Origin of the sequence: Henriciella marina DSM 19595 (assembly GCF_000376805.1) — a bacterium.
GTDB classification, from domain to species: domain Bacteria; phylum Pseudomonadota; class Alphaproteobacteria; order Caulobacterales; family Hyphomonadaceae; genus Henriciella; species Henriciella marina.
Map to the genome: position 1 here is coordinate 2,144,053 of NZ_AQXT01000002.1, position 24,374 is coordinate 2,168,426.

The 24,374-nt window shown below is 60.3% G+C and carries 25 protein-coding genes; 22 read left to right on the forward strand and 3 right to left on the reverse strand.

Annotation, left to right across the window (positions count from 1 at the left end; translation table 11 throughout):
• Positions 1–3 precede the first annotated feature (3 nt).
• The 4 genes from F550_RS0110570 to metK all read left to right on the forward strand — a co-directional run bounded on the left by F550_RS0110570 (position 4) and on the right by metK (position 4,215).
• Positions 4–849: a hemolysin family protein gene (locus F550_RS0110570; RefSeq protein WP_018148525.1), complete on the forward strand. Its 846-nt coding sequence runs from the start codon at positions 4–6 to the stop codon at positions 847–849.
• Positions 846–2,486 carry an apolipoprotein N-acyltransferase gene (lnt, locus tag F550_RS0110575; RefSeq protein ID WP_018148526.1) on the forward strand — a complete coding sequence of 547 codons (1,641 nt, stop codon included), beginning with the start codon at positions 846–848 and terminating at the stop codon, positions 2,484–2,486. Before F550_RS0110570 ends, lnt begins: the two co-directional genes overlap by 4 nt.
• A gap of 47 nt (positions 2,487–2,533) precedes the next feature.
• Positions 2,534–2,947, forward strand: coding sequence for a helix-turn-helix domain-containing protein (locus tag F550_RS0110580; RefSeq protein WP_018148527.1), 414 nt, complete (start codon positions 2,534–2,536; stop codon positions 2,945–2,947).
• A 71-nt stretch (positions 2,948–3,018) separates the two neighbouring features.
• Complete coding sequence (gene metK, locus F550_RS0110585) at positions 3,019–4,215, forward strand: methionine adenosyltransferase (RefSeq protein ID WP_018148528.1); 1,197 nt, start codon at positions 3,019–3,021, stop codon at positions 4,213–4,215.
• Here metK and F550_RS0110590 read toward each other — a convergent pair.
• Positions 4,212–5,876 (reverse strand): hypothetical protein, encoded by a 1,665-nt coding sequence (locus F550_RS0110590; protein ID WP_018148529.1) that lies wholly within the window; start codon positions 5,874–5,876, stop codon positions 4,212–4,214. The two genes, metK and F550_RS0110590, sit on opposite strands and share 4 nt — an antisense overlap.
• Positions 5,877–5,947: 71 nt before the next feature.
• Here F550_RS0110590 and trmB point away from each other — a divergent pair, with 71 nt between their 5' ends.
• From trmB to F550_RS0110650, 12 genes are all read left to right on the forward strand, one after another.
• Positions 5,948–6,553, forward strand: a complete 606-nt coding sequence (gene trmB / locus F550_RS0110595; RefSeq protein ID WP_018148530.1) for a tRNA (guanosine(46)-N7)-methyltransferase TrmB — start codon at positions 5,948–5,950, stop codon at positions 6,551–6,553.
• Between the two features lie 151 nt (positions 6,554–6,704).
• Positions 6,705–7,781, forward strand: a complete 1,077-nt coding sequence (locus F550_RS0110600; RefSeq protein WP_018148531.1) for an energy transducer TonB — start codon at positions 6,705–6,707, stop codon at positions 7,779–7,781.
• Between the two features lie 198 nt (positions 7,782–7,979).
• Entirely contained in the window at positions 7,980–8,189 is a 210-nt protein-coding gene (locus F550_RS0110605; protein ID WP_018148532.1) for a cold-shock protein, read from the forward strand.
• A 122-nt stretch (positions 8,190–8,311) separates the two neighbouring features.
• The gene (locus tag F550_RS18945; protein WP_156807911.1) at positions 8,312–9,103 is read left to right on the forward strand and encodes a hypothetical protein; all 792 of its coding nucleotides are present in this window, start codon (positions 8,312–8,314) and stop codon (positions 9,101–9,103) included.
• A gap of 73 nt (positions 9,104–9,176) precedes the next feature.
• Positions 9,177–9,491 (forward strand): energy transducer TonB, encoded by a 315-nt coding sequence (locus F550_RS19600; RefSeq protein WP_407637658.1) that lies wholly within the window; start codon positions 9,177–9,179, stop codon positions 9,489–9,491.
• A 117-nt stretch (positions 9,492–9,608) separates the two neighbouring features.
• Positions 9,609–10,214, forward strand: coding sequence for a ribosome maturation factor RimP (gene rimP, locus F550_RS0110620; protein WP_018148535.1), 606 nt, complete (start codon positions 9,609–9,611; stop codon positions 10,212–10,214).
• The gene (nusA, locus tag F550_RS0110625) at positions 10,211–12,010 is read left to right on the forward strand and encodes a transcription termination factor NusA (protein ID WP_018148536.1); all 1,800 of its coding nucleotides are present in this window, start codon (positions 10,211–10,213) and stop codon (positions 12,008–12,010) included. The genes rimP and nusA overlap by 4 nt, the downstream gene beginning before the upstream one ends.
• The gene (locus F550_RS0110630) at positions 11,988–12,665 is read left to right on the forward strand and encodes an RNA-binding protein (RefSeq protein WP_018148537.1); all 678 of its coding nucleotides are present in this window, start codon (positions 11,988–11,990) and stop codon (positions 12,663–12,665) included. Before nusA ends, F550_RS0110630 begins: the two co-directional genes overlap by 23 nt.
• A gap of 53 nt (positions 12,666–12,718) precedes the next feature.
• A complete protein-coding gene (gene infB / locus F550_RS0110635; protein WP_018148538.1) occupies positions 12,719–15,277 on the forward strand; it encodes a translation initiation factor IF-2 in 2,559 nt (852 codons plus the stop codon).
• Positions 15,278–15,375: 98 nt separating this feature from the next.
• Positions 15,376–15,975: a YcxB family protein gene (locus F550_RS0110640; protein ID WP_018148539.1), complete on the forward strand. Its 600-nt coding sequence runs from the start codon at positions 15,376–15,378 to the stop codon at positions 15,973–15,975.
• Positions 15,935–16,369 (forward strand): 30S ribosome-binding factor RbfA, encoded by a 435-nt coding sequence (gene rbfA / locus F550_RS0110645; protein ID WP_018148540.1) that lies wholly within the window; start codon positions 15,935–15,937, stop codon positions 16,367–16,369. The genes F550_RS0110640 and rbfA overlap by 41 nt, the downstream gene beginning before the upstream one ends.
• Before the next feature lie 346 nt (positions 16,370–16,715).
• On the forward strand, positions 16,716–17,561 hold the full coding sequence (locus F550_RS0110650) for a helix-turn-helix domain-containing protein (RefSeq protein ID WP_018148541.1): 846 nt from the start codon (positions 16,716–16,718) through the stop codon (positions 17,559–17,561).
• A 90-nt stretch (positions 17,562–17,651) separates the two neighbouring features.
• Here the strand turns inward: F550_RS0110650 and F550_RS0110655 are convergent, their stop codons facing one another.
• A complete protein-coding gene (locus tag F550_RS0110655) occupies positions 17,652–19,037 on the reverse strand; it encodes a mechanosensitive ion channel family protein (RefSeq protein WP_156807913.1) in 1,386 nt (461 codons plus the stop codon).
• A gap of 115 nt (positions 19,038–19,152) precedes the next feature.
• Between F550_RS0110655 and F550_RS0110660 the strand changes: the two genes are divergently transcribed.
• The 5 genes from F550_RS0110660 (at position 19,153) to F550_RS0110680 (ending at position 23,100) form a co-directional block, all read left to right on the forward strand.
• On the forward strand, positions 19,153–19,752 hold the full coding sequence (locus F550_RS0110660) for a manganese efflux pump MntP (RefSeq protein WP_018148543.1): 600 nt from the start codon (positions 19,153–19,155) through the stop codon (positions 19,750–19,752).
• Positions 19,753–19,881: 129 nt separating this feature from the next.
• The gene (gene truB / locus F550_RS0110665; RefSeq protein ID WP_018148544.1) at positions 19,882–20,823 is read left to right on the forward strand and encodes a tRNA pseudouridine(55) synthase TruB; all 942 of its coding nucleotides are present in this window, start codon (positions 19,882–19,884) and stop codon (positions 20,821–20,823) included.
• 133 nt (positions 20,824–20,956) lie between these two features.
• Positions 20,957–22,054 carry an alkene reductase gene (locus F550_RS0110670; protein WP_018148545.1) on the forward strand — a complete coding sequence of 366 codons (1,098 nt, stop codon included), beginning with the start codon at positions 20,957–20,959 and terminating at the stop codon, positions 22,052–22,054.
• 120 nt (positions 22,055–22,174) lie between these two features.
• Entirely contained in the window at positions 22,175–22,489 is a 315-nt protein-coding gene (locus tag F550_RS0110675) for an autorepressor SdpR family transcription factor (protein WP_018148546.1), read from the forward strand.
• Complete coding sequence (locus tag F550_RS0110680) at positions 22,486–23,100, forward strand: hypothetical protein (RefSeq protein WP_018148547.1); 615 nt, start codon at positions 22,486–22,488, stop codon at positions 23,098–23,100. Before F550_RS0110675 ends, F550_RS0110680 begins: the two co-directional genes overlap by 4 nt.
• A 2-nt stretch (positions 23,101–23,102) precedes the next feature.
• On the opposite strand, the gene F550_RS0110685 is transcribed toward F550_RS0110680, so the two are convergent.
• The gene (locus F550_RS0110685; protein WP_018148548.1) at positions 23,103–23,816 is read right to left on the reverse strand and encodes a polyamine aminopropyltransferase; all 714 of its coding nucleotides are present in this window, start codon (positions 23,814–23,816) and stop codon (positions 23,103–23,105) included.
• 249 nt (positions 23,817–24,065) lie between these two features.
• On the opposite strand from F550_RS0110685, the gene rpsO reads away from it, so the two are divergent.
• A complete protein-coding gene (rpsO, locus tag F550_RS0110690) occupies positions 24,066–24,335 on the forward strand; it encodes a 30S ribosomal protein S15 (protein ID WP_018148549.1) in 270 nt (89 codons plus the stop codon).
• Positions 24,336–24,374: the final 39 nt, after the last annotated feature.

Below are 24,374 nucleotides of genomic sequence, written 5' to 3' on the forward strand. Positions count from 1 at the left end.
AAGATGACTGAAACGACCGACCGAGAGAGACGGCGCCGTCCGCGACTTTTCAATTTCCGCAGGCGGCGCGAACCCGATATCCAGGAAACGGTAACGTCCGATGTGCAGAACGCGCAGCATACGCCAGCTCAACTGCGCCTGCGTCTTGCCGATTTTGAACAGGGCCGCGTCGCCGATGTGATGGTTCCACGCGCCGAGATTGTCGGCGTTGAGCTTTCGACTGACCTGCCAAGCCTGATTCAGCTCTACGCCGAGGAATCGCATTCGCGCCTGCCAGTTTACCGGGAGTCGCTGGATGACCCGATTGGTCTTGTGCACATCAAGGATGTGGTGGGTGAGATTGCGCGCGGCGGCGACGGTCTCGACCGGCCGCTCGAGCGCTTGCGCCGCGACATCCTGTTCGTACCAGCGTCCATGAAGCTCGCCGACCTCTTGGTAAAGATGCAGTCCAGCCGGATCCATATGGCGCTGGTCGTGGACGAATATGGCGGCACTGACGGTCTGGTCTCGCTCGAGGATTTGATGGAAGAAATCGTCGGCGATATCGAGGATGAGCATGACGAAGCCCCGGCGCTGGTTGTGCGCCGCGGTCGCCATGCCTGGGAAGTTGACGCGCGGATGGAAATCTCCGACTTCGAAGAAAAGACTGGCCTCGATCTCGATCTGACCGGCCAGGATGTCGAGGTCGATACGCTAGGCGGCGTTGCCTTTGCGCTCGCTGGCAAGGTGCCACTGCGCGGCGAGGTCCTGCGCCATCCCGCAGGCGCCGACATAGAAATCCTCGACGGAGACGCGCGCCGCATCGAGCGGCTCGTCATCCGGCGTCTGCAAACCGAGGTCAGTGTTTGAGCAACCGGACCGAGAGCCAGGGCCTGACTGCGCTTAGCCCCCTGCATCAGTGGTCCGCCAGACGGTCAGGCCTGGGCGCGACCGCGATTGCGATGCTGCTGGGCGCCTTTGCAGCTCTCGGCTTTGCCCCGTTCCACATCGCGCCGGCGCTGATCGCCTCGGTCACCCTGCTTGTCTGGATGATGGACGGCGCGCGCGGTAAGGTGAACTGGGGCCGCGCCATGTTCCTGCGGGGCTGGGCCTTTGGCTACGGGTTCTTCCTCGTCAGCATGTACTGGACGGTGTCACCCTTCCTCGTCGATCCGGCCCAGCACGCCGCCTATATCTGGATGCCGCTGGTCCTCTTGCCCGGCGGCATGGCGCTTATCTGGGGTGCGGCCTGCAGTCTGGCAGGGTCATTCTGGTCAGCCTCGCCATCTCGCGTCTTTATCTTTGCCGTCTTCATGGCTCTTGCAGAATTGCTTCGCGGCTATCTGTTCGGCGGGTTTCCCTGGAATTTGTTCGGAACGACATGGACACCCGGCAGCGCTTTGTCGCAAGCTGCATCGCTCGGCGGGATCTACTGGCTCACCCTGCTGACCCTCTTTGCCTGCGCAGCGCCCGCCGCGCTTGTGGATGCACGCGAGACGCGCGGCGTTGTCGGCCGCGCCTTTCCGGTGACCATCGCTGTCATCGCTGCAGGGTTCGGATGGGCCTGGGGCGCTCAGCGCATTGCTTCGCCTTCTCTCATGACGAACCAGCATGTCCTGTTGATGGACGCCGGCGTACCGCAAGCCGAAAAATATGATGGCTCAGCTGACCGCCTGCTGCGCCGCTATCTCACCTTTCTGGAAACGTTTGAGAGCGGTGACGATGACATCGTCATCTGGCCGGAAGGCGCCCTGCCCTTTTACCTGCTGACCAACACTTATGCGATCGACACGATCTCGGCCTATCTCGGCGACCGGACGCTGATCGTCGGATCCAATAGGCGCAGCCTGGAGGGCGAAGAGACGGTCTATTATAACAGTCTTGCGGTGCTCGACGCGGAAAACGGCGAGTCAGAGCTGATAGGCCTTTACGACAAACACCGCCTCGTTCCCTTCGGAGAGCTTGCTGCCGTTGACATCATCCCGTTTGGCGAGGCGATTTCCGGCCTCCTGCCGGGCGCCATGCAGGAGCTTGCCGCTGCAGGCTTTGATCCCGGCGCAGAGCCGACCGTGCTGTTCCCGCGCGACCTGCCGCCCTTCGTGGCGCTTATCTGCTATGAGGCGCTGTTTCCGGAAGTCACCCGCAATGCAAGGCCTCAACGAGAGGCCGCGCGGTGGATCGTCACGATCTCCAATGATGCCTGGTTTGGGCGCGGTCTCGGACCGGCCCAGCATTACTCGCAGAACAGATATCGGTCGATCGAGAGCGGCCTTCCCATGGCCCGCGTCGCAAGCCGGGGAACAACCGCCGTCATTGATGGATATGGACGCGAGACCGCGCGCGGTCAGCGCCGGTCAGGCGATCCCAACGGCTGGGTCTCTTCGGTTGTCCGGGCCCCGCTTCCAGAGCCGTTGGCGGCGACCGGTTATCAGCGGTTCGGACCAGCGCTTTTCTGGCTCACGCTTGCAGGGCTTACGGTACTGGCCTTCTTTACGTGGCGACGTTAAGAGGTCGAGCCTTGTCAGCCCCTCTTCCCGGCCCCAGAAGCGAAATCATGTCCGAGAGCAAACTACCCAACAGGATCGACGAATTGGTTGGCCAGCGCATCCGCTGGCGGCGCAAGGAGCTGAAGTGGACGCAGGAACAGCTCAGCGAGCGCCTTAGCCTGACCTTTCAGCAGGTCCAGAAATACGAAAAGGGCGTGAACCGTATTTCTGCTGGACGCCTCTATGAGATGGCGGTTGTCCTTGATCTGCCTGTGGCATACTTTTTTGAAGGCGCGGAGGAGTATCTCTCGCTACCGGGACAACTGAATGAGGACGCGAGTGAGCCTGCGCCCCTGCCGCAGATAGACCAGGAAGCGATGGAATTGCTGTCGGCATTTCAGCAGATTGACGACGATGGCCTGCGAAAGTCACTGCTGGCAACAATAAAGGCTGCCGCTGCCATCGAACCCAATAATTCGTAAACCCGGCTAGCCGGAAGCGTTCTTAGCCTTTAACAGGGCTGCACCTATCACTCTAGTAACCGGATATTGTTTTGACTGATCCAGATTTTCTTTTCACCAGCGAGAGTGTTTCTGAAGGCCACCCGGACAAGGTTTGTGACCGCGTGTCCGATGAGGTCGTGGACCTGTATTTCCGGGAAGCCATCAAGGCGGGATACGATACCTCCCGCGTTCGGGTTGCCTGTGAGACAGCCGCAACGACGAACCAGGTTGCCCTGCTCGGCGAAATGCGCGGCCCGGACACGATCACACCTGACATGGTCGAGGCCGTGGTCCGCAACGCGATCAAGGACATCGGGTATGAACAGGACGGCTTCCACTGGGAGAAGCTGAAACTGAACAACTGGCTGCATGGCCAGTCCGAAGATATCGCGGCTGGCGTCGATGAAGGCACCGGCACGTACACCGAAGAAGGTGCGGGCGACCAGGGTATCATGTTCGGCTATGCAAGCGATGAGACCGATGAGCTGATGCCAGCGCCGATCTCCTTCTCGCACCGTATCCTGAAGCGTATGGCAGAGCTGCGCCACTCTGGTGAGCGCTCTGAGTTCGAGCCGGACGCCAAGAGCCAGGTCACGATGTCCTACAAGGACGGCAAACCAACAGGCGTCGATGCCGTTGTCGTGTCGACCCAGCACAAGGCTGGCTTCTCTGCTGGCGACATCCGCGAGCTGGTACGCCCGGTCGTTCAGAGCGTGCTGCCAGAGGGCTGGTTTCCTTCGGAAGACAAGTTCTACGTCAACCCGACCGGCAACTTCGTGATCGGCGGACCTGATGGCGATGCGGGCCTCACAGGCCGCAAGATCATCGTCGACACCTATGGCGGCTCTGCCCCGCACGGCGGCGGCGCGTTCTCCGGCAAGGACCCATCCAAGGTGGACCGGTCGGCCGCGTATGCTGCCCGCTATCTTGCAAAGAACGTCGTGGCCGCAGGCCTTGCAAAACGTTGTACGCTGCAGCTTTCCTATGCGATCGGGGTGGCCAAGCCGCTGTCGATCAATGTGAACCTGCATGACACGGCGAACACCGATGAGCGCAAGCTGGAAAAGCGCCTGATGGAAGTCATGGACCTTTCACCACGCGGCATCCGCACGACGCTTGGTCTCAATAAGCCAATCTATGCCCGCACGGCCGCCTATGGCCACTTTGGCCGGGCACCAGACAGCGATGGCGGCTTTGGCTGGGAAAAGACCGATCTGGTCGATAGCCTGAAGGATCTGCTGGGCTAGTTTGCCTGCGCTGGCACCGTTCGTGTCAGCGGACAGACAACCCAATGCGTGGAGTCTGTGTCGAAACTGGTTTCCAGCGGCGCACAGTTCTCGGCGTTCCCCGTAACGGGATACTCCCCGGCCAGGCGCGCAAGCGTCTGGCCGGCTGTGTTTATGTCGGTCAATCCGTTGGCGAGCTTTTCCGCGGTCTCACCGGTTTCATCCTGAACGCAGATGACGGCGAAGAGGTCAACGCTGGATGATGAAATCCTTGATCTGATTTCAGGACGGTAGTTTTCCAGAAAAGGCCGCGACCATGGCTGAACATCGCCATGGGTGATCCAGGCGGCGTCAGAAAACGCCGTCGCCGTAAAGGCCACCGGAAATGGGCCGGCCATGATAACCCCTGCCCCTTCATACGAAAACTGCTCGGGACGCTCCACGGAGAGGTAGCCTTCTCCCGCGGACGACCACGGAATGCGCCGCACCGATTCTGATTTCATCGTGAAAATGAATATGAGCGCCATGCCGTAAAGCGCAGGCTTTCCTGCTGGTGCAACGTACTTCCGCAATGGACTGATCTGCCAGGCCAGCACCAGAAGCATGGGGCCAAGCAGGAAGGCGGCCATCGCATAGCGCATGATTGAGAATTGCAGCACCCAGAAGAGGACGAAAGCGACGCAGGCAAGCGACACAGCCAGCACGGCGCGCGGAACATGAGCCCTGTGCCTTGCGGACACGAGCGCCAGCGCGGGCAAAGCAAGCGCCCCCACATAGAAGGCAGCCAGGCGCAGATCGCGCCCGTCATCCTCATTGATCAGCGACAGATCGAACGCTGCGAGAGCTGGCCAGGCGACAGCTTCAAGGAAATTGGAAGGCAGGTACCGGACGTCGCGTGACACACTGTCGGAGCCGAGCGGTGCATCGAAGACTGTGTTCAGCAATGGAAAGACAGGGTTGGCGAACGCTTCATAAAGGAGCGCCATCCACCATCCACCCATGAGCGCCATGCCGATAAGCCCCCCGGCGGCAGAGACCAGGACGCCCCTGATCCGCGGTCCAAAACCTGGACGGGCTACCAGAACAAAGACCGCCAGGCCCGGCACGTAGACCACATTGGTCAGTTTCATCCCGGCAGCGAGGCCGACAATGAATGCAGCCATGGCAAACCGTTTCAAAGAGGCCGATTTGCCCTCATCGCGCAGAAGAAGCATCAGCGCTGCGCAGAATGCCAGGGCCCCAAGCGTATCGTTGCGAAGGGATGCCATGGTCGCCAGGACGGGCACGCAGACAAAGCCCACAAACGCGCAGACGAGCGCCGCGCGTTCAGCGTTCTCGACATTCGACAGACGGAAGAGGCTGCGCCCGAGAAAATAGAGAACAGGAACGATAAGCGCCTGTAGCGCCCCGAGTATGGCGGCGACGGCCGGACCGGGTAGACGCTCTATGAGCCACCAGACCACAAGATTGTAGGTCGGGTTCAGGAAACTGTGCATCTCGGCAGGTGCAAGGTCCTGTTTCAGTCTGCCATTGAGGGCCGACCAGCCATTGTGAAGATGATAATGAGCGACATCGAAACTTGCATCGCGCGGCACAACGGCAGAGACCAGCGCGAATAAAATGACCCAGATGAGCCACGGACCCCATGCCCGAACCTGATCGCGATCAAAAACTGAACTCACCCATCCGCTCCTTTGGCCGAAAGGGCGGCCGTCCCCTGTCGGGTAGACAACAGAGTTTGGTTGATAATCTCTTGCCCCGGCTGAGGCTTCCAGACGACGCCGCAAAGCTAAAGGCCCCGCTCGGCCTGTTCGGCGATGAGGTCAGCGAGCTCTGGCTGGAGATCGGTTTCGGCGGCGGTGAGCATGTCAGCGCGCAGGCGAAGTCCAATCCGCAGGCCGGCATCATGGCCAGTGAGGTCTTCATCGAAGGCCTCGCCAAATGCCTGTCCGACATTGATGAGATGGAGCTGAGCAATGTGCGCCTCTGGGATGAGGATGCGCGCGCTCTGATCGATTTGCTGCCCGACAGCTGCCTCGATCGGGTGTTCATCCTGTTCCCGGATCCCTGGCCGAAGAAACGCCATCACAAACGCCGCATCATACAGTCCGATTTCCTCGACGCGCTGCAGCGCGTGATGAAGCCCGGGGCGCAGCTCCGCTTCGCGACCGATGTGCGCTCCTACGCAGATGAGGCGCTCGAGACGATCCTCAACCATGGCGGGTTCGACTGGCAGGCAGAAAAAGCCGATGACTGGCGCAAGCCTCCCCTCGACCACGTTCGCACGCGCTACGAGACGAAGAACCTTGGCGACATCGCGCCGGTTTTCTATGAGTTTTCGAGGAAAACCACCGATTGATGCCTTCCTTCTGGCAATTCTACTTTGTATCAAACTCACCATGAGCTCTAAATCATGGATAATCGCTACGGCTACCGCGACTTTGTGCGCCCTGTCGGCTTCTGCGCGACCGGCCTCTGTTGAGGCTGCCAATGCTGTCCACCAGCAGGCGATGGCTTCAGGCTCATCTGCTGACCGGATCCTCGCAGCCGAAGCTCTCCGGGACGCGGTGCTGGCGGACCCAAACCGGCCAGACGCTGTCTTGCGGGCCTATGAAGCCGGGCAGACCCTCTGCGTCTACGCGGCCTGCGAAGGCGCGGCGAGCCTCGCCAATTTCGCGGCGTCAGGACAGCTACCAGCCGATGTGCTGACGGGCGAAGACATAGGCTTGCTCTCAGCCTTCACAGACTGGTCGACCGGGCAGCCGGATGCGCGTGACCGGTTGGATGAGGCTCTCTCGGCATCCATGACCGTGCGTGCGACGCCGTTAAGTGTCGTTGCTTTCCAGTCCCGGTATACATCAGCGTCGAATGCCGAGGACTGGCCTCGCGCGGCGAGAACCGCGGCAGAGGCGGCCGCGTACTTTGCTCCCCATCGTCAGATGATTGGAGAGAGGTGGAGCGATGCCGTGCTGGCGTCCGCCACGGCAGGCTATAACAGCAATCCTAATGGACGGGATGCGCTGACGCTTGGCCAGCACATTGCTGACCTGATCGCACTCGACAACGAGCTTAGAGAGCGCCCTCCCTGGCTAGCCGATCAGGTCTATCTTTCGCTTGCCTGGCAGCAGGCGATCCTGATGTATTTCGACACCGCTTCGTCGCGCCGTGAATTGGGCGGCGGACGATACACGGTTTCAGGCCCAGACGCAGGTCAGCTGGAAGAACGTCTGTTGCAATTGGTTGCGAGTGCCGGTCCGAGCGACCTCCTTCCGCGAAGAACAGGCCAGCTCGAACGTGGCGCCCTCCCGCTTTGCGAGGGCGACTTCGATCAGAACCCTGAAGTGCGTTATCCAGCAAATGCGGCGCGTGGACGCCGCTACGGCAGCGTGGTGACCCGGGTCGATCTGGAAGACGGGGAGGTTAAAGACGTGGAGGTCCTGGCCGCCGTTCCTGAAAGAACCTTTGATCGCAATGTGGTCTCGGCGGTTAAAAAATGGACGTGGGAGATCACCGAGGGCGAGCCTGGTGTGACCTGCACGACCGACTACGAAAACATGATCTACATCATAATGTTTGGCATCAACTGAGCGACATTTCGTTTTCACCGATTGCTTGTGAGACCTTGTGTTTTCGGGTATGAAAGATGCCATCGAATATACGGTCGGTCTGAAAATCGAAGACCCCGTCGGACCGACGGCCTTGCTTCACTTCCCCCGTTTTTCGAGACCCTTCGTGACCGCCCGCGCGGTGCGGGTCCGGCACGGGAGAAGACTGGAGTAGCCATAATGGCAACCGGAAAAGTTAAGTGGTTCAACGACCAGAAGGGCTATGGTTTCATCAAGCCTGATACTGGCGGTGCGGACATTTTCGTTCATATCTCAGCCGTTGAGAAGTCTGGCATGCGTACCCTCGCTGAAGACGCTCCAATCGAATATGAGCTCCACACTGACGAGCGCCGCGGCAAGACCTCGGCCGTGGACCTGAAACTTCTCTAGGTTCCAGGCTCGGCAGAGAAGTACGAACGGCGGTCACCAGCATGTGGCCGCCGTTTGTTTGTAAGCCCCGTCGGTTGACGCCTGAAGCAGCCTGCTCAATATTTAACATTGAGGGGGCATCAATGAACTCACGTCTAGTTTTGGCGCTTGCTGCGCTAACATTCATCGCGCTTCAGGCTTCATCCGAAGTGTCAGACAGCACGATTGAAGCGTACAACAATGCCGTTCAATCAGGATCCAAGGCCGAGCTGATTGATGCCGCTAAGGCACTTTCAGATGAAGTGGTGGCATCACCGGAAGCTGATAACGCGGCACTACTTGCTTTCGAAGCTGGGTGGGCCCTGTGCCGAAGCGGCTCTTGTGAGGATGCAATTTCACCCGCGTTCTTTGCCAAGAGCCAACCTGTCGCTGCCGGAGAGCATCCAACCGCGGCCGACAGGGAGTTGCTCTTTTCCTATGCAGAATGGTCTGTCGACAAAAACACCGAAACCCGAGCTGCGCTGGACGCAGCACTCGTGGGGCGGGTAGACAGCCCTCCAACTTTGCTAACTGTTACGGCATTCCACAATCGCTATCTAAATGATCTGAGCAATAATCGGCCGGAAGAGGCCATCAAGACAGCTTCTGCTGCCAAGCGGCACATGGCCCAGGCGAAAGACCAGCTGGGGCAGCTTTGGTCCGGCGCGGCGCTCGCGATACATACAACGAAATTCAACCACGAGCAGTCGCCAGAAGCCTTGATTGGGATCGCGGAGCTGTTCGCCGAACTCAAGCTTATGTGGCATGTTTCGTCATCGCCTTCACCTGATTGGCTACGTGATCGTTATTATGAAGCCAATGCATGGTATTCGGCGATGAAACGCCTTCTTCGCTTCCGAGGACAGAGCGAGGAGGGATCGCCGACGCGCTTCTGACATTGTCGAAGATGCCATCACCGACGACAATCATGCCCATCCAGAAGTTGGTAGTCCGCATGAAGTCATTAAGCTGCCGGTCTGTCCGGGCGATGTTAACCGCGCGCCTCGCCCAAAATATCCCGAGGTCGCAGCCAGCGATGGCTATGTCGGTGCTGTTATAGTCGTTTACGATGTCGATGAAGCGGGAAAGCTGAACCCACGCGTCGCCGCTTCGGTGCCAACTGACATCTTCGACGAAGCCGCTCTCAAATCGGTCGAGCGCCTTAGGTGGAAGTGGGAAGATTCTGAGCCGGATGCCCCACCTTGCCGCAAGCAAATTGAGGAGGTTGTACAGTCTTTTGAGTTTGTACTTCAGTCGAGTACCGACATCTTCCGTAGCCGCTGACGCCCCCTATAGACAAAAGCACCCTCGGCCTCTATCTTGACGGCCAAGTCGAAAAATATCGGCGGCGGGTCCGGAAACGGGTCCGCCGCTTTCTTTTGTCCCGGAGACAGTTGAACCGTGATTGCGCTTTCGCAGCAGGAAAAGACCATTCTCGCCCTGATCGACCCCGTTGCAGAGGGCCTCGGCATGGAGATCGTGCGCGTGCGCCTGATGGGCGGCAACCGGCCGATCCTGCAGATCATGGCCGAAAAGGCCGGCGGCGCACCGACAGATGTCGAGGATTGCGCCAACCTTTCGCATGGCATCTCTCCGGTGCTGGAAGCTGCTGACCCGATTAGCGATCCATTCCGTCTCGAAGTCTCGACGCCGGGCATCGACCGGCCGCTGACCCGTAAAGGCGATTTCGGGCGCTGGGCGGGCCACCTCGCCAAGGTCGAGCTGGCCATGCCGATCAGTGGGCGCCGCCGCTTTCAGGGTATTATCCAGCGCGAGGACGACCGGGGTGTCGCCATCGAGCTTGACGATGAGAGCGAGCTGGTCGCGCAGGTCGAAGACATGTCGAAAGCAAGTCTGATACTGACTGACGAGCTGATCGATGCAGCCCAGAAAGCTGGCGGCCTGCCGCCCCAGCCGGACGACGAAGATTTTTCCGGCCTCGATGTCGACGACAGCGAGGACGATGACAGTGAAGATAATAAAGAAGAAAATGGAGCTACCAGATGAGTACAGTCGGCGTTTCAGCCAACCGGCTCGAAATTCTTCAGATCGCAAAGGCCGTTGCCGAGGAAAAGGCGATCGACCGCAGCATCGTCATTGGCGCGATGCAGGAAGCGATCGAGAAGGCCGCGAAGTCCCGTTATGGTCAGGAGCACGACATCCGTGCCGTGATCGATGGCGACACCGGTGAGCAAACCCTCTGGCGCGTCCAGACCGTCGTCGCCGACGACGATGTCGAGGACCCGGCCCAGCAGATGGCTGTCTCCGAAGCAAAGAAGCTGGACGACAGCTATGGTATCGGCACCGAGATCAAGGAAGAGCTTCCGCCCTTCGATTTCGGTCGTGTCGCTGCACAGACGGCCAAGCAGGTCATCATGCAGAAGGTGCGCGATGCCGAGCGCGAGCGTCAGTATGATGAATACAAGGACCGCGTCGGCGAGATCATCAACGGCATCGTCAAGCGCGTCGAATATGGCCACGTCATCGTGGACCTTGGCCGCGCCGAAGGCATCATCCGCCGCAATGACGGCATCCCGCGCGAGAACTTCCAGCCGAACGACCGCGTGCGCGCCTATCTCTACAAGGTAAGCCGCGAAACCAAAGGCCCGCAGATCTTCCTGTCGCGCGCCCACCCTGACTTCATGGTCAAGCTGTTCGCTCAGGAAGTTCCTGAGGTCTATGACGGTGTCATCGAGATCCGCGCCTGCGCCCGTGATGCAGGTTCGCGCGCCAAGATCGGCGTGATCTCCAATGACAGCTCGATCGATCCGGTCGGCGCCTGTGTCGGTATGCGCGGTGCACGCGTTCAGGCCGTCGTTGGCGAACTGTCGGGCGAGAAGATCGACATCATTCCGTGGAACTATGACGGCGCGACGTTCATCGTGAACGCGCTGCAGCCGGCCGAAGTCTCCAAGGTCGTCCTCGATGAGGATGAGCAACGCGTTGAAGTCGTTGTGGCTGATGATCAGTTCCCGCTGGCCATTGGCCGGCGCGGGCAGAACGTGCGCCTCGCCTCCCAGCTCACCGGGTGGCAGATCGATCTCGTTACTGAGACCGCCGACTCTGAACGCTACCAGAAAGACTTCCAGGCCCGGACCGAGCTCTTCATGACGGCGCTCGATGCCGACGAGACGCTGGCCCAGCTGCTTGCGTCGGAAGGCTTCGAGAGCGTCGAGGAAATCGCCTATGTGGCGCCTGAGGACTTCATCTCGATCGAAGGTTTCGACCTCGAAGTGGCGAACGAGATCCAGGAGCGCGCTCGCGAATACCTTGAAAACCTCGCCGCTGAGCAGGATGCCAAGCGCAAGGAGCTTGGGGTCGACGACAGCGTCATGGAACTTGAGGGCATGACTGTCGCCTTCGCCGTGAAGTTCGGCGAAAACGATGTCAAAGACCTTGAGGATATCGCGGGCCTGGTGCCTGACGACATCACCGGCTGGCGTGAGCCTGGTCCGGACGGCAAGCCCGTCTTCAAGGAAGGCATCCTGAAGAAGGGTGAGATGCGCAAGGATGAGGCTCAGATCTTCATCATGCGGGCCCGTGTGGCCGCTGGCTGGGTTGAACCAGAAGCGCTCGCCGAGCTTGAAGCGCAGATGGCTGCCGATGCCGAAGGCGTTGCTGCCAACATGACCGACGAGGAACGCGCGCTTATGGCGCTCGGCGATATCGGGAAAAGCGGCGACGATGCCGGAGAGGAGCTCGCAGAAGAAGAGTTGATCTTCGATCTCGATGCACTCGCTGCTGCGGAAGATGACGCTGATGAGGCGTCCGGGGACGGCGATGATGCCGACACCAAGGAATGATCGCCCAACGCGCCTGACGGCGTCCGACAATTCGGAAACCGGCACTGACGGCCCCGTCCGTCAGTGCGCGGTGACCCGGGCATCCTATACGCAGGACTGCCTGATCCGCTTTGTCCGCTCGCCAGATGGTGTCGCTGTGCCTGATGTGGCCGGGAAGCTTCCCGGGCGCGGGGCCTGGGTAAGGGCTGATCGCGCCACTATTGATATGGCGGTTGAGCGCGGTGCGCTCTCTCGCGCCTTCAAGCAGAAGACCGCCGTCGAGCCCGGGCTTTCGGACATGGTTGAGCGCCAATTGCTGCAGAGATGCCTCAACTATCTCAGCATGTCGCGGAAGGCCGGAGACGTGGTTATTGGATTTGACCAGGTTCGTGCCTATCTAAGGACGCAGGAGCCGGGCATCCTTCTGGAAGCAAGCGATGGCAGCGAAGATGGCCGCAACAAGGTTCATTTTCTTGCAAAGGCCCTGTATGACAGGCCTGAAACAGCAGGGGCTCTCACTTCTGCTGAATTGGGCATGGCCTTTGGCAGGCCGCATGTGATACACGCGCTGCTTCAGCAGGGGGCGCTGTGCAAATCTTTCAAGGACGCCTACTGGCGCCTGACAGGTTTTCGCCCGGCACCGGAACTAGACTGGTTCTCTGGTCTTAAACGGTAGAATTATGACGGCAGGACCTCCCTGCCGCTAGATATGCAGGTATATGGAGTCGCATGAGCGATACGAACGACAAAGGCAATAACGGTGAACGCAAGCCCCTGACGGTGTCCCGCGGATCAAGCGGCACGGTCAAGCAGAGCTTCAGTCACGGCCGCTCGAAACAGGTGATTGTCCAGACGAAGAAACGGCGGGTCGTTGGACCTGGCGCTGGGCAATCTGGTAGCGGCGGCGGCTCCAGTGCACCGTCTTCGAAGTCACCTGCGTCGCAGGGCGGCAGCAAACAGCCGTCCAAGCTGGCAGAGGCCGCCAAGAAGCTCGGCATTACCGAGCAGGAGCTCATTGCCCGCCAGAAGGTCCTTCTTCAGCGCCGCGAGGCCGAGCAGAAGCAGAAAGTCGAAAAAGACCGTCAGGAAGCAGCGCGCGAGCGGCTATTGTCCGAGCAGGAACGCAAGGTCCAGGAAGACAAGGAACGCGTCGAAGCCGAAGCCCGCCGCAAGGCTGAGGAAGAAGAGCGCAAGGCCCGCGAAGCGGAAGCCGCCCGTCCGAAACCCGCAGCGAAGCCAAGCGCCGCTCCGGTTGATGCAGAAACACCGTCGCCGGACATGCCAATCCCCGAGCCTGCGCAAGGCCGGAACAAGAAATCCCGCAAGGGCGGCGCTGAACGCGACTTCAGCGATGGCGGCGGCGCGAAGACCCGCGGCGGCGGCGGCAACAAGCGCCGCAAGGGCAAGCTGACGATTGCGACGGCCCTCGGCGATGATGGCGACCGTCAACGCTCGCTCGCTTCGGTCAAGCGCGCCCGTGAGCGTGAACGCGAACGCCGTCAGGGCGGCGGAGAACAGGAAAAGGTCTCACGTGAGGTCACGCTTCCTGAAACGATTACGTTGCAGGATCTTGCCCAGCGCATGAATGAGCGCGTCGCTGACGTGGTCAAATACATGATGCGTCAGGGCGACATGATGCGCGCCAATGACATCATCGACGCCGACACCGCAGAACTGATCGCCGAAGAATTCGGCCACACAGTGAAGCGTGTCTCTGAATCCGACGTTGAGATCGGTCTTGGCGATGACAAGGACGACGCAAAGGATCTGAAACCGCGGGCACCTGTCGTGACCATTATGGGCCACGTCGACCACGGCAAGACCTCGCTTCTCGACGCGCTCCGCTCCACCGATGTGGTTGCGGGCGAAGCCGGTGGTATTACCCAGCATATCGGTGCCTATCAGGTTCAACTTGAGGGCGGCGACAAGATCACTTTCCTCGATACGCCTGGCCACGCAGCCTTCTCGGCCATGCGCGCCCGCGGCGCGAACGTCACCGACATTGTCATCCTCGTGGTGGCAGCGGATGACGGTGTGATGCCGCAGACGATCGAGGCCATCAAGCACGCCAAGGCGGCCGAAGTGCCGATCATCGTTGCCGTCAACAAATGTGACAAGCCGGGCGCCAAGCCAGAGGCCGTTCTCACCGAACTCCTCCAGCATGACATCCAGGTCGAAGCGATGGGCGGCGACGTCCAGGCGATTAATGTCTCTGCCACCGAGAAAACCGGCCTCGCAGAGCTGACCGAAGCCATCACACTGCAAGCTGAACTGCTTGAGCTCATGGCCAATCCGGACCGCGATGCCGACGGCATCGTTGTGGAATCGCAGCTCGACAAGGGCCGCGGCCCGGTTGCCACCGTGCTTATCAATCGCGGTACGCTGAAGCGCGGCGAGATCGTCGTGGCTGGCAAGCAGTGGGGCAAGGTCCGCGCACTCACCAATGAGCGCGGCCAGCAGTTGAAGGACGCAGGGCCTGGTGTCCCGGTTGAGATCCTTGGTCTTGATGGTGCCCCTGATCCTGGTGACATGTTCAATGTCGTCGACAGCGAAGGTCGCGCCCGCGAAGTCACTGAGTATCGCCAGCGTGCAGAGCGCCAGAAGCAGGGCGTGGCCTCGGGCCGTGCCTCGCTGGAAACGCTGATGAACTCGATGCGCGACGACAAGGCAGTTTCCGAACTTCCGCTTGTCGTCAAAGGCGATGTTCAGGGCTCTGTCGAAGCCATTCGTCACTCGCTGGAAGCCCTGTCGACCGACGAGGTCCGTGCCAATGTCGTTTACGGCGCTGCAGGCGGTATCTCCGAGAGCGATGTGTTGCTCGCCAAGTCATCCGGCGCGCCGGTCTTTGCGTTCAACGTGCGTGCCAACAAGCAGGCCCGTGAGCTCGCCGAGAAGGAAGACGTGGAGATCCGCTACTATTCGGTGATCTACAACCTGCTCGACGATGTGAAGGACACCCTGTCCGGCATGCTGGCGCCAGAGAAACGCGAAACCTTCATCGGTTACGCCGATATTCTGGAAGTCTTCAACATCACCAAGACCGGCAAGGTTGCTGGTTGTAAGGTGAGCGAAGGTACCGTGAAGCGCGGCTGCGGCGTCCGCCTGCTGCGCGACGATATCGTCATTCACGAAGGCAAGCTGAAAACGCTGAAACGCTTCAAGGACGAGGTCGCTGAAGTGAACTCCGGTATGGAGTGCGGCATGGCTTTCGAGAAGTATGAAGACATCCGTGAAGGCGACAAGATCGAGTGTTTCGAGATCGAGATGATCGACCGCAAGCTCGATTGATCCAGCCCGCATATCGAGCTGACAATAAGTTGAAAAAGCCGGGAGATTTCCCGGCTTTTTCCATAAGAGGTTAAGTAACATGTGGTCTTGTCCGGCCAATGTCAGCTCTCTCCCCCTCCCGCCTGCACGATGCCGAACCGCCCACGCTGAGCGTCAGCGGTGCCCCTACCGACCGCGACATCAAACGTCTGGTCACCAAGACCCGGCAATCCCACATCGGACCGACCGCGCTTTACTATGCCGGGGTGACCGCGCCGGTCATTTCAGCAGGTACAGCCTTCGTCACACGCGCGATGCTGGCCGATACCGGTTTCACCGATTACTGGATCCTGCTCATCTCGTCCTTGCTGGCGGCGATGGCGGGTATCAGCTGGTATCTGATCTTTATCCGGTGGTCCTATCGCCATGATCATGGCCGCGCGACAGAGCTCGACGGTGAAACCGCCATTGACCTGACACCAGACGGTCTCCACATCCGCAGAGGTGACGTGGAGACACGTATTGCCTGGCGCGCGCTCCGGACTGTCGGCGAGAGCCGCCGGGATACATTGATAACATTCCGGGGCGCAGATCCGTTGCTGGTCCCCGACAAGTGGTTTGGACGAGACAAACAGGCGGCGCAGGCCTTCCGCGCCCGTCTGAAAGAAGGATTGCACGATGGCGAAGAAAAAAAGATCGCGGGCGCCCGCCGCCAATGAACCCACTCAGCGCCAGCTGCGCGCTGGTGAGCTGGTCCGCCATGCACTCACAGAAATCATGATGCGTGAGGAGTTCCGCGACCCGGAGCTTCAGGGCATCAATGTCACAATCGGCGAAGTGCGCGCCTCGCCGGACCTTCGACATGCCCATGTCTTCTGCTCGCCCCTCGGCGAAACGGATGAAGATGCGCAGACAGCGCTGGCAAAAGCGCTGAATCGCGCTGCGCCCTATATTCGCGGCCGCCTAGGCAAGCAGATCGACATGAAGTTTACCCCGCAGCTCCATTTCATCGCAGATCATTCCTATGATGAAGGCGCCTATATGGAGGGCGTGTTCAATCGCCCTGAGGTCAAGCGCGACCTGGATATTGACGAAGAAGACGACGAGGCCTGATCGCCGCCAGCCGGGAAAGAACAGGTCAGCCGGCACCCGGCTGACCTGCTTCCTCCGCTAATCCCTGGAGCCAGACAGCAGGGTCATCGCCGTCTCGCATCAAGGATGTCTGCGTCCCCCTCTACTCACCTGACACACCGGAACAGCCTGCACGCGGCGGTCTAGGAAGCTTCGGCTGATTGGCGCTTGGCTCCACACGTGCAGCACCGGCCCGGCATGGGCGGCGCAGGGCAGACCCTGCCGCGAAACGCGACAGTTGAATTGTACAAACTCGACATGGTTACCGTTTCGATGCCAGAATGAGTTCCCATCCCCGTCCCCTGATGGATCGGAGCGCCTCCTGACAATGATGATGTTCGAATATTTTGAACCGGGCGAGCGGGTGCGCGACCTGATCGGGAGCTATTACGCGATAACCGTCCCCGAAGCGCTGGAAGACGTGATGCGGGCCGAAATCGCGAATGTTCGCTTCATTCTCGAAGGCCGGGTCCATTCCGACATCAGCGGCGTGATGGAGGTCTATTCCCCGGGCGACGCCATCCTGTGCGGGCCAACCTTCAAATGGAGCGCTGTCCGTTTCGAAGACCACACCCGCGTGGTTGGCGCCGCCATTACACCGCTCGGCTGGGCGCGCATGTTCGAAGTCCCGGCAAGTGATTATGCCGACCGGGTCGTGCCACTGAAATCGCTGATGCCGGAGAAAGTCCACGGACTGATCGACCGCATCTTCGACCCGGCAACAGAGGGCACGCGGGGAGCCGTCGCAGATGTCGCCTTTGCCGCACTCGACAATCCGGACGCAAGGGTCAACCAGGACTTTCTCGACATCGTCACAGAGTGGATCACTGATCCGGACGCCAATGAGCTTGAAGACCTTCTGGCCGCCATCGATCTTTCGCCGCGCCAGGTTGAGCGTCTGTCGAAGCTCTATTTCGGGTCAGCCCCAAAGAAACTGCACCGGAAATTCCGCGCACTACACTCAGCCAACCGGCTGACCTGGCAGGCCATGGACGACTGGCGCGATGTCGCCACCACCGCCTATTACGATCAGTCCCACTTCATCCGCGAGTTCAAAGAGTTCAACGGCCGCACGCCATCGGAATTCATCAACGGCGCGCATTTGCTGGTCCGCCAGACACTAACCGAGCGCCGTCAGATCAAGCACCATTCCCCTTATAGCCTGGTGGGGTAGAGAGCGGACCAGCTGTTATGCTCCGCTCATCCCGGGGCGGGCCGGGATCTCGTGCCTCAGGCTCAGCGCTCCAACTGGCTGAGGAGCACCCTACTCCACCGGCCGTCCGCTATCTAGCAGGTCCTTCTCGCCGGTCTGGGCGCGTTCCTCTTCGACTTTCTCGGCGATGTGATCATCGGGGCGGGTGTCGAGCACGCCTGCTTCAGCTTCACTCGACTGGGTGGCCGCCTCGCGTTTCGGCTTTGCCGTTGGCGCAGGTGCAGCAGGCTCCCCCGTCGTGACGGTGGCCCCGGCGCCGGGCTGGACCTGAACGGGCGCGCCATCGAACCGGAGACGATAGATCGGCTCTGGCAGGGTGAACCCGTTTTCTTCCAGCGCGTCTTTTGCGGCCCGGATGGCGAGGCTCCGCGCCTTGGCGAAATTTGTCTGCGACTGGTCGATCCAGGCCATGAAGGTGATGAGGATATTGCTGTCGCCCACCGTCTTGATCAGCGCATCCGGCTTTGGCTCATCAAGGATAGAGTCGAGCCGGCCCATCGCCTCGAGACCGGTGGCCATGGCAGCGACGGGATCATCCTCGGCATCCACCCCAAGATCAAATTCGAACCGTCGTTCAGGGTTACGGGTATAGTTGAGGATCACCGCCTTGAAGACGGTGGAGTTCGGCACCCGTAGGTGGTTTCCGTCCAGCGTCATCAGGATCGTCGCCCGTGAGGTGAGCCGCACAACGCGGCCTTCATGCGCGTCGATCAGGACATGGTCATTGGCGCGGAATGGCTGGCGAAGGCTCAGCATGATCGAGGCGATATAGTTCTCGACCGTATCCCGAACCGCAAAACCGATGGCGAGGCCGATGACGCCGGCACCGCCGAGGATCGCCCCCATCAGCGCGGTCGCGCCGATCAGGTTCAGCGCGGTCACGAGGCCGATAATGATCGCGATGAAGCGGATCGCCTGCGCTACGATCTCTGCGAGGAACGGGTTTGGCGTCAGGCGCTGCCAGAGCGCTTTCCAGCTGGCGAGCAGGTGTCCGATGATCAGGACGACCAGGAAGACGGCGATGGCGAGACCGACAAGCGGCAGCGCTTCCCAGCCGCGCCGCAGGCTGTTTTCAAGATTGGCGATTGCCGGTGAAAGCGACCGATCGACCGAGAGATCCCTCTCTATGCTCTGCTCAACGGTGACGACGCCCTGGAACCGGCCTGCGATAGAGACGGCGCGGTCGATATCGGCCTGATCGGCCACCGTACCGGAAAGCGCGACAACCCCTTCATTAACTTGCGCCTCGACGCCAGACAGCGCGCCGATCTCGTCAAAGATAGCGTTGATCCTCTGCTCAATCGCGCCGTCATCCATGCCGGAGACGGTAATCTCGTCGGTCGGCTGGCCGTCGGTCGCCTGCGCGTAGCTGGCTGGGGGCGCAACGACCTGACTGCAGACGAGCACGGCAAGGCAAAGAAAGAGGCGTTTGAGCATTGTGTGCATAACCCGGTCAGTTGTCCCGGCGTTCCGCGCCGGCGTTCTCACCCTATAGCTGCGCGGCTCGCCGCCCGCCACTTGCATGCTGCCAAGACGCAGGCGATGAGGGGACATGACCGGGATTTTCACCCTCACCGCCCTCGCCTTCGGCCTTTCTGTGGATGCCTTTGCCGCGGCGCTCGGCAAGGGCACGGGCGATCGGACATCTCCTCTGCTGGGCGCGCTGCGCATTGGATTTGTCTTTGCGGCGATGGAAGCTTTGATGCCGGTCGTCGGCTATCTTATCGGGCTGGCGCTATCAGCCTGGGTGGCGAGCGTCGATCACTGGATTGCCTTTGTCCTCTTGTCTTTGGTCGGCCTGCATATGATCTGGCAGGCCTTCAAGGATGAACCAGAGACACTGAAGGCGCGCGCAGAAGATGCAGCGAACGGCCCGATCAAGGGGCCGCGCTGGGTACATCTCGGCCTTGCCGCCATCGCCACCAGTATCGACGCGACCATTGTCGGCGTCAGCCTCGCGATGGTGGATACGAACCTATTTCTCGCCGTCGCCATCATCTTTGCGGTTACTTTCGCGATGTGTACCGCCGGCGCGCTGATCGGTCGAAAGGCAGGCGACTGGCTTGGACACTGGGCAGAGGTCGCGGGCGGGGTAGTCCTCATCGCCATCGGCGTGATGATCCTGACCCAGCATCTCAGCCAGGGAATCTAGTTCCCATCAGCCCATAAGCAGAGCGCTGTTGACGCCGCCGCTGCACCCGCCTAGCTCGCCAGCTCAAAGACATGTCAGGCCCCGCCCACGCGTTCGATCCGCTGGCGCCGGGAAGAATGGAGAAATTCCTTGGGACGCAATCGCAAGAAGAAGGGCCTGCCGGTTCATGGCTGGCTCAATGTCGACAAGCCGTCAGATATTACCTCGACGCAGGTCGTCGGCATATTGAAGCGGCTGTTCAATGCCCAGAAGGTCGGCCATGGCGGCACGCTGGACCCGCTGGCCGATGGCATCCTGCCCATCGCTTTCGGCGAAGCTACCAAAACCGTCCAGTGGGCGATGGACGCCGACAAGGAATACCTCTTCACCGTCCGCTGGGGCCAGTCCACCGACACGCTGGACGCAGAGGGTGAGATAATCCGCTCATCCGACACGCGACCGGACCGCAATGCCATCGAGGCTGCGCTGGAAGACTTTGAAGGCGAGATCGATCAGGTGCCGCCGAAATTCTCGGCCATCAAGGTCGACGGCGAGCGTGCCTATGATCTTGCCCGTGAGGGCGAGGAGTTCGAAATTCCATCCCGCACAGTCGTCGTGCATGAGGCGCGTTTGCTTGAAACACCGGACGCCGACCACGCGGTCTTCCATGTCCGGTCCGGCAAGGGTTTCTATGTCCGTGCCCTCGCCCGTGACCTCGCTGGTGCGCTTGGCTGCGACGGGCATATCTCTCAGCTGCGCCGCATTCGTGTCGGCGTCATGCATGAAGGCGCGGCGGTGAAGCTTGCCGACCTCGAAGCCATGGAAACCCGGGAAGAGCTTCTGCGCACGCTGGCCCCGATCGAAGCGGTGCTGGATGATGTCCCCGATGTCGAGATAAGCGCCGAAGACGCTGCCGATATCCGTCAGGGCCGTGAGGTCATGTTGCTTCCCCACGTCATGGAGCGCTGGCGCGCCGAAAAGAACCCCGACCCGCAAGACCGGCTGACACTTGCCATGTACAATGACGAAGCGGTTGCCATGGGCGAGGTCCGCGCCGGCCGCTTCCAGCCAATGAAGGTGTTTCAGATCTAGTTTCGGGCGCTGTTTCCTCGCCTGCTCCATGCGGGTGAGGAACAACTCTTATGCGCGCGTCTTGTGTCTTCGTACGCCGCTTGCCTTCCTATCTAGGTCCGGCAAGCCAATAGGCAGAAGGACAAGACCGCATATGACCGAGAAACTTTTCTCCCCGATCGATCTGGGTGACCTCACCCTTCCCAACCGGGTTTTCATGTCGCCGCTTACCCGCAACCGGGCCAGCGACGGCGACAACCTCCCGCATGAGCTGCACCAGCATTATTACGCCCAGCGTGCCGGTGCTGGCCTCATTATTACCGAAGCGACGCAAATCTCTGCGGAAGGCAAAGGCTATGCCTGGACGCCGGGCATCCATAGCGATGCGCAGGTCGCCGCCTGGAAGAAGGTCACCGACGCCGTCCACCGCAAGGGCGGCTATATCGCCATGCAGCTCTGGCATGTCGGGCGCATCTCGCACACCTCGCTTCAGCCTGATGGACAGGCCCCAGTCGCGCCATCGGCAATTGCTGCCAAAGCCAAGACCTATGATGGCGACGGTTTCGTCGACACCTCCACGCCGCGCGCCCTCGAAACCGATGAAATGCCGCGCCTTATTCAGGATTACCGCAAGGCGGCAGAGAACGCCAAAAAGGCAGGCTTTGACGCTGTCGAAATCCATGCCGCGAATGGCTATCTGATCGATCAGTTCCTGCGCGATAGCTCCAACAAGCGCACCGATCAGTATGGCGGCTCTGTCGACAACCGCACGCGCCTCCTGAAGGAAGTCATTGAGACCGTCACCAGCATCTGGGAGCCAAAGCGCGTCGGCGTGAGGTTCGGGCCGTTCTCAAACGCCAATGACGTTTCAGATAGCGACCCGATGGCGCTCTTCTCCAAGGCGTATTCAATCGCTGAAGAGGCGGGCCTTGGCTTTCTCGACATCATCGAGGGCCAGACCGGCGGCCCGCGCGATGCGTCCGACGACAAGCTGGCTGAGCTGCGCAAGCATTTCACCGGTGTTTACGTCGCCAATAACGGCTTTGACCGCGATCTTGCGATCAAGCGGGTTGAAAGCGGCGAGGCCGATGCGATTGCCTTCGGTCGTCCGTTCATCGGCAATCCGGACCTCCCCACACGTCTGGAAAAGGACGCGCCGGTAAATGAGAGCAATCAGGAAACCTGGTATGGCGGCGGCGCCGAAGGCTATACCGACTATCCGACACTCCAAGAGGAAAAGGCCAGCGCCTAAGCGCTACCAAGGCTTCAGCGCGTTTGAAAAAACCCGCGTCACTCCTTGGTGGCGCGGGTTTTACGTTTGCGGACCATGATATACTTGACCTCTTTTCGATATTTAGCTAAATGTCTATTCATGAACTCTGTTTTCAAGGCTCTTTCCGATCCAACCCGTCGTCAGGTGCTGGAAATGCTCCGCAAGGGGCCCAAGCCTGCCGGTGAGCTTTCAGCGGCGTTCGAGGTCTCGAAACCAACTATGTCGGCCCACTTTTCCGTGCTGAAGGAAGCCGGTCTCGTCACCACTGAACGCCAAGGAAAAAAGGTCATCTACTGTCTCCAGATGTCAGTTCTGGAAGACGCCCTGTTCGGTTTCGCGAAGACATTTGGCTGGGAAGCGCATAAATCGCCGACGGCTCAAAACACAACAAAATTGGAGGCGGGCAAGCCGTGACACAGACAATCGAACCCAAGCGCGTGGTCGGCCCACTTTCCATCGGCGTCCTTTCTATCGCCGCTGGCATCCTCGCTTTAGGTGCCGCGAAAAAAACCGGCATCCTTGAGCCGGACCTCGCCCGAAGAGGCGTGGCCCTCATGCTCGGCCTGATGCTGGTCGTGACAGGAAACTACGTGCCGAAGCTGCGCCTGTTTCAGGCCTCAGGGGGACAGGCCGGCACGAGCTCAGTCGACAGATTTGCCGGCTGGGCCTTTGTCATATCCGGCCTCGCCTTCATCGGCGTATGGATCTTTGCCCCTATCGACGAGGCCATGTTGGCCTCTCCCGTGATCGGGGGGGCTGGCTTCCTGCTCGTGATGGCGCGGTGGCTCGCCTGGGGTGACAAGTCCGGTGCGAGCGCCAATGGCAGCGTCTTGCCGCGCGCAACTCCCGCCCGCGCCGCTATCTTCATGCTGCTCGCGTCCCTCTTCTGGACATTCGCGATCTTCTTTGCCGACACGCTCTGGGGAGACAGCGTCGCGCAGTGGATGGCCATGGGCTTCATCATCGTGCTTGGCGCCGTGACGCCATTCATCGTGGCGGCGATGCGCCGGGCAAAGGAAATCTGAGCCTATCGCGGTTTCCGGGCCAGATAGACAGTCTGGGTAAATGGTTTGTCCTGGAGCGGGTTGTGAAACGTCACCGGCTCGCTCCAGGCGCTCTCGAAGACGCTGGCCATGCGTGCGACGAACGCCTCATCAGCCTTCGCGTCCGACCAGAGACCCATGACGCCGCCTGGTTTCAGGTGCCTCGCAAGCTGGCGCAGACCCTCTTCGCTGTAAAAGCTCCCGCTGCGCTGATCGAGCAGCCAGTCCGGCGTGTGGTCGATATCGATCAGGATGGCGTCCTGCAGCTTGCCAAAGCCGTCATCTGACGCGGCCAGCGCAAAGAAATCGCCATGCCGGACGGTGCAGCGCGCATCAGCCGACAGTGGCGGATCGAGTGGGACGAGCTTCTGCTCATGCCAGTCGATCACCGGCTGCAGGAACTCCACGACTTGCAGGCTCGCGACGCGCTTGTCTTCGAGGACAGCGCCTGCCGTATAACCAAGACCAAGCCCGCCAACGACCACGTCCCAGCTTCGGCCAGCGGCGTCATCAAGGGCATCAAGCCCAAGCTTGGCCAGCGCGATTTCGGACGCGGTAAAAAGGCTCGACATCAGGTGCTCTTCGCCAAGCAGCACTTCCCAGACATCCACATCGAGTGACAGGATAAGGCGGCGCCGCAGGCTGACCGCGCCGATATCAGTGACCTGATAGTCGAGTTCCTCGAAAAGCCGGCTCATGATAGCTCCTTCAATCTGCTGCGTAAGGGTCATCCCCGTTTATGCAAGAGCGGGGGGAGATCACACCATTCCCCTTCCCTTTCAGGGCTGAATGTGCCATGTGCGCGGCTTGAGGCGAGCTTTCCGGGCTCTCCGCTGCTGGACGACATCCCGGCTGGCATCCCGGAAACTTTCCCAAATGGACCACCCTTAAAATCAAGGGTTAGCTGAAACGGCCTCTTGAGAGGCCAGAACGAAAGAGTATTCACGATGTCGATCACGGCAGAGAAAAAAGCTGAACTGATCAAGAAATTCGCCCAGACCGAAGGCGATACCGGGTCACCGGAAGTCCAGGTTGCGATCCTCACCGAACGCATCAACACCCTGACAGAGCACTTCCAGACCAACAAAAAAGACCACCATTCGCGCCGCGGCCTCCTCAATATGGTTGCCACGCGCCGGAAGCTTCTTGATTACCTCAAGAGGAAAAACGAGGGGCGCTATCAGTCCCTGATCGAAGAGCTGGGTATCCGCCGCTAGGCACCAGCCACAGACAGCCCGCCAGGACATGGGGTCCGG